At 65.5% G+C, this 10024-nt stretch carries 10 protein-coding genes; 8 read left to right on the forward strand and 2 right to left on the reverse strand.

What is annotated here, in order from left to right:
* Positions 1 to 21: 21 nt before the first annotated feature.
* Positions 22 to 1077 (reverse strand): M23 family metallopeptidase, encoded by a 1056-nt coding sequence (locus ACZ4VK_RS26245; RefSeq protein WP_468356694.1) that lies wholly within the window; start codon positions 1075 to 1077, stop codon positions 22 to 24.
* A 341-nt stretch (positions 1078 to 1418) separates the two neighbouring features.
* Between ACZ4VK_RS26245 and ACZ4VK_RS26250 the strand changes: the two genes are divergently transcribed.
* The 8 genes from ACZ4VK_RS26250 to ACZ4VK_RS26285 are packed head-to-tail and all read left to right on the forward strand — an operon-like array spanning position 1419 to position 9690.
* Entirely contained in the window at positions 1419 to 1739 is a 321-nt protein-coding gene (locus ACZ4VK_RS26250; RefSeq protein ID WP_468356697.1) for a hypothetical protein, read from the forward strand.
* Entirely contained in the window at positions 1739 to 2536 is a 798-nt protein-coding gene (locus tag ACZ4VK_RS26255; RefSeq protein WP_468356700.1) for a DUF8175 domain-containg protein, read from the forward strand. The genes ACZ4VK_RS26250 and ACZ4VK_RS26255 overlap by 1 nt, the downstream gene beginning before the upstream one ends.
* Positions 2514 to 2957 (forward strand): hypothetical protein, encoded by a 444-nt coding sequence (locus ACZ4VK_RS26260; protein WP_468356703.1) that lies wholly within the window; start codon positions 2514 to 2516, stop codon positions 2955 to 2957. The genes ACZ4VK_RS26255 and ACZ4VK_RS26260 overlap by 23 nt, the downstream gene beginning before the upstream one ends.
* A gap of 4 nt (positions 2958 to 2961) precedes the next feature.
* Positions 2962 to 4317 carry a hypothetical protein gene (locus tag ACZ4VK_RS26265; RefSeq protein WP_468356706.1) on the forward strand — a complete coding sequence of 452 codons (1356 nt, stop codon included), beginning with the start codon at positions 2962 to 2964 and terminating at the stop codon, positions 4315 to 4317.
* Positions 4318 to 4350: 33 nt separating this feature from the next.
* Complete coding sequence (locus ACZ4VK_RS26270; RefSeq protein ID WP_468356709.1) at positions 4351 to 5850, forward strand: SCO6880 family protein; 1500 nt, start codon at positions 4351 to 4353, stop codon at positions 5848 to 5850.
* Between the two features lie 3 nt (positions 5851 to 5853).
* The gene (locus tag ACZ4VK_RS26275; RefSeq protein ID WP_468356712.1) at positions 5854 to 7215 is read left to right on the forward strand and encodes an ATP/GTP-binding protein; all 1362 of its coding nucleotides are present in this window, start codon (positions 5854 to 5856) and stop codon (positions 7213 to 7215) included.
* Positions 7212 to 9080, forward strand: coding sequence for a type IV secretory system conjugative DNA transfer family protein (locus ACZ4VK_RS26280; RefSeq protein WP_468356715.1), 1869 nt, complete (start codon positions 7212 to 7214; stop codon positions 9078 to 9080). The genes ACZ4VK_RS26275 and ACZ4VK_RS26280 overlap by 4 nt, the downstream gene beginning before the upstream one ends.
* Positions 9073 to 9690: a hypothetical protein gene (locus tag ACZ4VK_RS26285; protein WP_468356718.1), complete on the forward strand. Its 618-nt coding sequence runs from the start codon at positions 9073 to 9075 to the stop codon at positions 9688 to 9690. The genes ACZ4VK_RS26280 and ACZ4VK_RS26285 overlap by 8 nt, the downstream gene beginning before the upstream one ends.
* Before the next feature lie 78 nt (positions 9691 to 9768).
* On the opposite strand, the gene ACZ4VK_RS26290 is transcribed toward ACZ4VK_RS26285, so the two are convergent.
* Positions 9769 to 9984, reverse strand: coding sequence for a hypothetical protein (locus ACZ4VK_RS26290; protein ID WP_468356721.1), 216 nt, complete (start codon positions 9982 to 9984; stop codon positions 9769 to 9771).
* Between the last annotated feature and the right edge of the window lie 40 nt (positions 9985 to 10024).

The following is a 10024-nucleotide window of genomic DNA, read 5'->3' on the forward strand; positions in this document are numbered from 1 at the left end:
GTGCTCCTCTGGGGACGTCGTTCAGATGGTGATGCCGTGCTCGCGCATGTACTTCACGGGGTCGATGTCGCTGCCGTAGGCAGGTCCGGTGCGCGCCTCGAAATGAAGGTGCGGGCCGGAGCTGTTGCCCGTAGATCCGGTGAGGCCTATGACCTGGCCAGTCCTGACCTGCTGTCCCGTCCTGACGCTGATGCGGGAAAGATGGCCGTACTGGGTGTAGGTCCCGTCGGACATCTTGAGGACGATGTTGTTTCCGTACGCTCCGCCCCATCCGGCCTCGATGACCGTGCCGTTGCCGACGGCGTGGAGTTCCGTGCCGGTGGCGACTGGGAAGTCCACCCCGGTGTGGCTGCCGGAGGACCACCTCGACCCGCCAGCCCTGTAGTTGTGGGAGGACTTGACGCCGACCGGTGCCTGCCAGGCCCCCGAGGCCTTCCCTGTCTTTCCGCCGTCACTGGGCTGCTCACAGTCGATGACGTCCGCACCCCACACTTGGGCGACGAGTTTGCCAGCGCTGGTTTCCCACTTCGCGTAGGCGTCGGGGAATCCTGAGCGCTGTACCCCTTGTGCTACATGGGCCAGGTCCTTGGTGTCCCAGTTGGGAATCTTCACCAGCCCGTCGTAGAACTTGTTCGACGCGTGGATCGGGTCTGTGACCTGAGCCACGGTGCCCCATCCCTGGCTGGGCCGCTGCTGGAAGAGGCCTTGGCTGTCGCGGTCACCGTGGCGCAGGTTGTTCAGGGTCGCCTCCTGCATCGCAGTTGCCACGGCGATCACAGCGGCCCTGGGCTTCAGATTCCTCGTCCGGGCGACGTTGGTGATGACGGCTGCGTTCTTCGTCTGCTCCTCGTTCCATGACGGCTGCGTCTGATTCCCGCGGGGGTTCAGTGGGACCTGGGGGCGTTGAGTGGTCCCTCCTTCGGCCGTGGATGCCTTGACGATGCACTGAGTTGCTCCGGTCATGTTCATGTCGTCAGCCGCCCCGCTGGCCCCGCCGGCCAGCAGCAGCACGAGTGCCAGCACCACGAGGGCTGGACTGAGCAGGATGGCTATTCCGATCAGCGGTGCTTTCCGCATTTACCCCTCCGAGCGGCCCGCTGGACGGGCCGCTCGGAGAGCAGGTTTCCCGTGGTGCGGGCAGCGGCAGTGCATCGTGCCCGCCAGGCGGAAAGGAGGGCGATGCGTGCTGAATTGGCCTCTAGCGTCATGCGGCGTCAGCTAGTCACAGAGGCATCCGGAGAATCCAAGGCGGGACTTTACTTCACTGACCGAGTGAATAGTCAAGCCCTTCCCGTGTGGCGGGAATTGGGGCGCAGCTATTTATCAGGCATGGGTTTCTTCCTGCTTTTCGGACCGAGTGGCACTTAGTGCGGCGCTTGCTTTGCAGCTTTGGGCGCCGAGTCAGCAGGGAGGCAGGCATGGTCGGGGCCATACAGGACGCCACCACTTTGGCGGCAGGCGTGGGCGACCTCGTGAACGGGCTGAGCCCGGACTGGGGTCCGTTTGGTGCGGTAGGCACGAAGGCGAAGACGATCATTCAGGTTCTGATGGCCGCCGTGGTGCTGATCCTTTTCGGCATGGCGATCTGGGGCGCCTGGCAGATTCGTGTCGGGAATTCCCAGCAGAACACCATGGACGTCAAGCAGGGAAAGACGATGGTAATTAGCTCCCTGGTGGGGCTCTTCCTCATCGCATCCATGTCGACGCTCTTCGGAATCGTCTTCGGTATGGGGATTTGATGCGCAAGAAATCCAATGGCGCCGCATCCGGAACTCGGATGCTGGTTGCCGAGCCCGCAAAGGGCGGGCCGGAAAAGCGTCGGCCACCGGTGCGTCTATTCGTCGGGGTGCTCGTAGCAGCGGTCTTGTTCATCGCGCTGCTGGTCTCGCTGACTGGCCAGTCTGGTGGCTCCTCCCAGGGCGAAGGAAAGGACGTGACCGCGTCCCAGCCGCCCGGGAAGCCGGGTGGGAGCGGCGGCAAATCCAAGGCAACGGGCAAGGCCGCCGGAGTGCCGGTCGGCTATCCGCAGTCCAAGGAGGGTGTGGCAGCGGCGGCCGCCAACTTCGAGATCGCGCGCTCCAGCCGGTCCTACATCACGGACAAGCCGTACCGCGACCAGCTGATCGGGCAGATCATGGCTCCCGAGTCGGTCGCGAACCAGATCAGCCGCGACGACCAGGCCACCGCACAGCTCATCGCCGGGTTCGGCCTCCAAGACCCCAAGGCATCCGGGCTGTTGCTTCGCTCAGCATGCCTCGGAACTCGGGTGTCGAGTTTCTCGAACCAGGTTGCATCGGTCGACGTGTGGATGACCTCAGTGGCTGGAGTTCCCACGGAGAAGGCCAAGCTGCCGGTCTCAGCACGCTGGACGACCTACACCTACAACCTCCAGTGGCGTGACGGTGACTGGAGGGTCACGTCGATCGCCTCCGTCGATGGTCCCACTCCACTCCAGTCCGACGGTTCTTCGCCGTCCTCGATGGAGACCTTCCGCACAGCTGAGGAGGAGTTCAATGCGCCACCGTATGTCGGCTAACGCTGCGCGCCGGCTGGCGGCGCTCCTGCTCGGGCTGCTGGTGATGGTAGGGGCTGGGTCGCCTGCGCTCGCCGCCCCCGCCGGGGCTGTGCCTGCGTCCGTTCCCGCTGCGGCGCCCGCGATCGGAGGCATCGACATCCCGTGCGTGTTGCCGTCGGGCTTGTGCAAGGACATCAAAGAGACCGGCAAGAACGTGGTCGACAAGACGATCGACGGCGCCAAGTGGATCTGCGACAAGGCCAAGAAGGTCTGCGAAGTCGTTGGGGATGCAGCCGAGGGCGTGAAAGACGGAGTCGAAGGCGCGGTCGAGAGCGTGAGCGACACGATCGACTTCGCCACGGATCCGCTGGGTTACCTGGCCAAGAAGTCCTCGCCGTCCGTAGGCAAGCTGGTCGAGGCCATAGCTACGGACGGGATGTGATCCCGTGCTCGAGATCGACTGGAGCAACCCCGGATTCATCAAGCTGTACAGCATGGTCTTCGCCCTGGCGACGATCTTCACCTGCATTGCCTGGCTGATCGCCGTCGTGAAGCGCGTCGCCCGTGGAGTGAGCCCGGGCGCCGCCATCGGCGAGTCCATCGGCAACCTCCTGTTGTCGGTGATCGTGACGGCCTTCGCCCCTGCGATCGTGGCGACCGTCGTTGACCTGGTCGACGAGATGGCGATCAGTATGTTCAAGCCCTTCCTCGCTGACATGGCCCTGACCGGCGCGTTCATCGTGCTGTTGCTCGGCGTCCTCTCGGCCTCCGGGTGGGGCCTGCCGATTGCACTGGCCCTGATCGGGTTCTTCCTGACCGTGGGGCTGGGCCTCTTCCTCATGCTCGTCGCCCGGGACGCGTTGATCTTGATCGGTCTCGTCTTCGGCCCGGTGGTGTTCGCCGGCCTGGTGGACAGGGACTTGTGGGGTCACACGAAGAAGTACATCGGCATCCTCACCGGCATCATCATCTCCAAGTGGGTCATGATGGTGGTTTTGGCCATGATCCCGGCGCTGTTCGGCGGTATGTTCCGCAACCCGCCAGAGGGCTTCGGCAAGGTCCTGAGCACTCTGCTGATCATCCTGGCGCTGTTCATCATCGCGGGATACGCACCGTGGCAGGTCTCGAAGTTCATCCCGATGTTCGGCGATGAGATCCAAAACCTGTCCCAGCAGAGTGACTTGGCGATGCAGAAGGGCAAGGAGGCGTGGTCCAAGGCTCGCGGCAGCAACAGCGACGACGAGATGCAGGACAAGGGCTCCTCCGGCGGTGACGACGGCCCCGGCATGGAACAGGGCAGCGAGGCCGAGGCGGGTGCTGGCACCGAGGCAGCCGCTGCCGCCGGACCCGCGGCCCCTGCTGTCGCAGCCGCGGAGCAGGTCAAGGAGAAGGTCGATGACGCCAAGGACGCGGTCAAGGGTGCCGTCGACCAGGGCTTCGACAGCGCCAACATGGGCAACGACGACGCCGGCTCCATGAGTGGCGGCGGTGGCATGTCAGACGGGGACTCAGGCGGGGAGTCCTCTGAAGACGGTCCCGAGCAACCCGGCGGCGCGGGGGGCATGGGTGGCACCCCGCAGCCCGGTGGCGAAGGCGGCATCCCCCAGCCCGGTGGCGAAGGCGGCATCCCCCAGCCCGGTGGCGAAGGCGAAGGAAGCGGAGGAGGCGGGGGGCCATCGTCGGTTCCTAGTGACACACCGCAGGCTCCGCCTCCGCAGACAGCCGACCTGTCGGGCGGAGAGGCGCCACCTCCTCCGCCGACCAGTGAATGGCCCGACATCAATCCACCGTCCCCCGCCTGACTCAGGCTCATCTGAACTGGAGGTGAGCTTGCAGTGGCACGCTCATTCACGTTCCCGAGGCCCCGTCCGCGCGGATTCCTCGGCCGAAGGTTCGAGGCCGACGAGCAGTTGGTCCTCGGCGCTGGAGCAATCCTTACGGTCATCAGCCTGGCGACCATGCCCGGTGTCCCTCTCAAGATCGTGGTCACGCTCAGCGTTGCACTGTTCACCGCTTGGGCCGTGCTCATTCCCTTCCGCGGGCGTACCTACCTGCGTTGGTTCGAGATCCAGCGCTCCTACCGGCGTGGGCTGCGCAATGGCTCGCTGCTGTATCGGTCCACGGCACCGCTAGCAGGCCGGTGGGGCGATGGTCGACCCGCCGCGGTAACGGCACCAGCCGGTGTTCCCCCGCGCATGGAGTGGTTTGAGGCCCGGACTGGGTTCGGCACGGTGGCCATCCTCCTGCAGCCCGGCGAAGCGATGTTCAGTGCAGTAGTCGAGGTCGAGGGGATGAAGCACTTCGGTGGTCTGGACTCCGAGGACAAGGAAAGCCTCATCAGTGCCTGGGAGTTCCTGTTGCGCAGTACCGCCGAGTCCGGTGGCCGTATCCAGCGCGTGCAGTGGCTCTCCAAGATCATCCCAACGGACCCCAACGCACACATCCGCGACGCCGCCACGCGCCGTGATCCCGGCGCCGCCAGCTGGCTGGACGCCTCCTACGAGCAGCTGCTGAAACGGGTGGCCATCTCAGCGGAGGACCGTCGGCTCTTCCTTACGCTTGGCATCCCCTACAGCCGTGAGCTCGTCGAGGAGGCCAGCCGGTACAGCACGCTGGCTGAGGGCTACGGCATCGTTCTTGGCAAGGAGATCGAGACCTTCATCCGCAACCTGGGCCGGGCCCAGCTGCGTTGGGTCCGAAGCCTCGACGAGGCAGCGCTGTCTTCTCTGTTTCACCACAGTTACGCGCCCGGGCACTGGCTCGACGACAACCGCGGCATGGACCGCTCCACGGCCTGGCCGGCCGAAGTGGACGCGCGGGACGAAACTCTCCTCGCCGCCCGAGGCTTCGAGGCGGACGAACCGTGGTACAGCGCGACGGCCTGGGTGAAGCAGTGGCCGACGATGCCGGTCGGGGTCAACTTCTTGGCACCGCTTCTGCTCTACGTCCAGGACATGATCTACACCGTCGGGGTCACGATGGAGCTCGTCCCTGGGGAACGGGCGCTGGCCGATGCGCTCTCGGACGTGACCTCGGAGATCGGCCAGGCCGACGACACTCCGGGCAAGTTGCAGGACCCGCGCGAGCGGCGGGAGATCCGCGCCGCCGCGGGGACGGTGGAGGAGATTGCCGCGGGCGCCTCGGGTGTGCGGCTGACGGGCTGGGTCACGGTGACCAGCTCCGACAAGGACGAGCTGATCCGGCAGAAGAACGACATCCGAGCCGCGGCCGCCAAGTGCCAGCTGACGCTGGAGTGGTGCGACAAGGAGCAGTGGCGCGCGTTCGCGAACACGCTGCCCCTGGCTGGCGGCATCCTTCCTGAAGGGCGGCGGTGACCCATGCTGCGCATGATCCTGCCTCAGTCCGCCACCCGCCGGCGTGCGGTGCGAACCACGACGATGCAGGCATGTGGTCTGTATCCCGCAGTGGGCGCGCCCAGCTTGGATCCGCGTGGCGTCATCATCGGCCGGGAGATCTACAGCGGGCGGGCCTGGATATACGACCCGTTCGTGCTGTACGACCCGACGGCCCGCGAGCGTCTGGCCAGTGGCCATGTCCTGGTGCTCGGCAAGTCCGGGCACGGGAAGTCCGCGCTGGAGAAGACGTATGTTCTGCGTCAGCTGCGTTTTCGCAACCGTTCGTTCTGCATCCTCGACGCGCAGGGGGAAGACGGCCGTGGAGAGTGGGATCAGATCGCTCGCAGTCTCGGCATCACGCCGATCCGTCTGGTCTACGGCGGCTCCGGCCAGGGGGTAAGGCTCAACCCCCTGGATCCCCGGATTCCAGCTCGCCATCAGTTTCGCGTGCTGTCCTCGATGGTCGAGATTCTGGCCGGCGCGCTGTCGTCGGAGACCGACTTCGCGTTGTCACAGGCCCATTCGGTGGCCCTGCAGTTCGCGGCATCCGAGCAGCGAGTACCAGTGTTGTCCGACGTGCACAACGCACTGACACATCCCGTCGCGGCCAAGCTCGGTCAGCGCGAGATCAGCGCGGAGGACCTGGTCGTGTGGGGCCAGCCTGCCTCACTCGCCCTGGACAAGCTGTGTGCCCCGAATCGGGAGCTGGCCGGTCTCTTCAATGGCCCTACGTCGGACGGCATCGACCTCGATGCACGGCTGATTGTCTTCGACCTGGCACAGCTGCCCCGAGAGGGTGTCGCGATGCCACTCCTCATGGCTGTGATCGGGCCGTGGCTTCGGTTCGGCTGGCTGAAGGAGGACGACGACGTCAAGAGGACGTTGATCGTCGAGGAAGCCTGGCACATCCTGTCGCACCGTGCTGTGGCCAGGTTGTTCGAGGAGTTCATGCGGTACGGCCGCCGGTTGGGGCTGAGCTTCTGGTCGATCCTCCATCACCTCGGCGACTTGCTCATCGCTGATACTCCTGAAGCTGCGGCCATCCTCAAACTCAGTGCCACGAGGGTGATTTACCACCTCGACCAACACGAAGCTCAGATCACGGCTGACTACCTGCAACTGCCGAAGTGGGCAGTTGCAGCCATCACGGATCCCGCCAATCTGTGCGCGCCCGGCAGAGCCGTGTGGCAGGTGGGGAAGCGGGTGCTCCTGGTGGAGCACATCCGGTCGCAGACCGAAATCCAGCTGACGAACACGGACAGCAGGATGACGGAGAAGCGCAATGCGCCCACCGGGGCCCTCACCGTCCCCGTTGTGCCCTTGCGCAAGGGGGGTGGCGTGTGAACGGCAAGGTGGTCACACCCCATAGCGGGATACGGCTGCACCTGTTCCGCGACGGCTGGTGGCTGTTCGGGATCGCGGCGGTGGTCGCCGGGTCCTTCTTGATGTGGGTGGCCGCGGCAGTCTCCGGCCTACTCAACCACGGCCGGCTCGCCGCCGTGTCCTGGTCGGCGGCGGGTCAGGCGCTGGTGAAGCTCCCATCGGACCCCTTGAACCCAGGGAGGGCGTTCCCGCCCGGGGCCGGGGTGGGCCATGCGCTGATTTTCTACCCCCTGCTCCTTGCCACCGCTGTTGGTGCCGCAGTGCTTGGGCGCAAGGCCTGGCGCAGGTGGTCGGCGTGGAATTCCGAGGGCACTGATGGCCTGGCTACCAGGGGGGAGTTGGAGGCGGCTCTCGGCGAGGGCTATGCGTTGTCCCGACTCCCCGCCCTACGCCCCAGTCTGGCCAAGCAGGCCAAGGCGGCCGGGTCCTCGTCTAAGGCTCAATCCCTACTGCCTGCCAGGCTCCGCAAGGCCGATCAGGGGCTGTCGGTGGCGAAGCCAAGCGTGAAGTCCGTCGCCGTCCACATCGGGGTTTCGGATCCGACAGGTGTCCCACTGTGGGTACCGATCGAGGAAACGATTCTCCTGATTGCGCCGCCTCGAGAGGGCAAGACGAGCCAGATCATCATGCCTGGGATCCTCGATTTCGAGGGAACAGTCCTGGCGACCAGTTCAAAGGTTGACGTCCTCTACGCCACCGCGAAGCTGCGGGAACGGCACGGACCGGTGCAGGTTCTCGATCCGACGGCTCTTTCGGGATGGCCGCATCAGTTGCGATGGTCGCTCGTCGACGGCTGCGAGGATTTCACGACCGCCCGGAAACGAGCCGAGACACTTACGTCCACCACGAACTCTGAGGAGGGAACGAAAAATGGCGGCTATTTCGCGATGAATGCGCAGATCTTGATTACCTGCTGGCTTCACGCGGCCGCCCTGGAAGGGCTTGGAGCAATGAACTTGCTGCGCTGGGCCACGGCGCCCAGCATCCGCGAGCCGGTGGACATCCTCGCCAGGCACGGGAGGTCAGATCTTGCCCGCGCCTTGGCGGCTCAGCATGCCGCGGCACCTGAGGAGCGCAGCGCCTCGTGGCGTACCGCGGAGCAGAGTTTCACCGCCCTGTATGACCCGTTGGTGGCGCAGATCTTTGCAGCGGACCCGAAGGATCCGTCCCTGTTCAGCATCGAGCACTGGCTGCGCACCGGTGGAACGTTGTTCCTAATCGGCGAGGAAGACGAGGGAAGTAGCCTCGCCCCGATTATGGCGGCCTTCACCCGGTCCATTCTGGATACCGGGAAGAAAATTGCCGCGAAGATGCCGAACGGGCGGCTCGACCCGCCGCTTGGTTTCTTCGGTGACGAGTTGGCGAATGTTGCGCCGCTCCCCCAGATTCCGTCTCTCATGAGCGTCAGCGGATCGCAGAACATTTTCGTTGTTGCCGTGCTCCAGAATCTCGCTCAGGCTCAGGAGAGGTGGGGAGAGATCGGCGTTCGAAAAATGTTCGCCGCAGCCACTGTGAAGATAATTCTTGGTGGCGTCAGCGACGAGCAGGAACTGAAGACCTACAGCGCTTTGGCGGGAGAGTTCGAAGAGGACACGGAGTCGATATCGGACAGCGGAGATAGCATGTCAGTCTCCGTGTCGACCCGACGCCGGGCGGTGCTGGAGCCGGCCGACATCCGCATGATCCCCGAGCGACACGGACTCGTGGTGCACCGCCGTACCAAGGTCACCAAGGTCAAGTTCGAGCGCATCCACGAAAGCTCACGTGCTGCGGAGATCAAGGACGCGACTGACGCCGCTCTGCGAGAGGCGCAAAACGGTGGCTGACAGCGATGAGTTCGGCCTGGAGGAGCCGGAGGAAGACCCGTTTCAGCCGCTGCTCGACGCGCTGGACGCCTTCAACGGTGAACAGAAGATCATCACCAATCGGCTCACCGAGATCGAGCGGCAGCTCAGCACGGTCCCTCAGCAGGCAGCCGCCGGAGCGGTGGGCGGCGGCCCGGCGGCGGGCGGAGCACCCGCCGAGGGCGAGAGGGTGCCGGGGGCCGCCATCGACTGGCGCACCGTTCCCGAGGACCAGTACCAGGAGCTGTGGGACAAGTTCGTGGACTGGGTGCTTTGGCTGGCGGACGAGTTCGAGCTGTCGACCGATCAGCTCCCGCGCCAGTGCTGGTACCTGCACGGATCGGCCCGCCAGGAGCTGACGGCACTGTGGACGGGCTGGGAGTCCGCCTACAACCCGACGGGGCAGGATGCGGCCGCCGGACCGTACTTGTGGCACGACGGTCTGGCCCGGGTACTGGAGCGCCTTCCGCGGATGTACCTGGGCGAGTGCGCGAACGGCTACCACCAGCCCCGCACCCGTGTGCCGTTCACGGGCAGCGCCGAGTACCGGGATGCGGTGCGGGGACGGGTGAGCCCTCCACAGGGCACTTGAGCAACGGCCCGTCACGCGAAGGGGGCTGGCTTCCCCGGATGATCTGGGGAAGCCAGCCCCCTTCGCGTGACGGGCCGTTCAGCGTGTTCGGGCTGCCATGGTCGGCGCGTTCAGTTCGGCGTAGTAGTGCTGCGGTGGGACGGGCCTGGGCAGCGGCGGAGCGGCGTGTGCGGCCCGCTGGGCCGCCTCCAGTTGTCGGAGCCGCATCTGGGTCTCGGTGACGACCTGGATGTGGCGCCGGGCTCGTGCCTGTCGCCGGGCTGCTGCGTCGTCGGCTTCTGACTCTTGGGCCATGGGCTGCGGTCCTCTCCTTCCTCGTTCTCGTCAGCCGCTG

Source organism: Streptomyces sp. NPDC028711 (assembly GCF_055565415.1).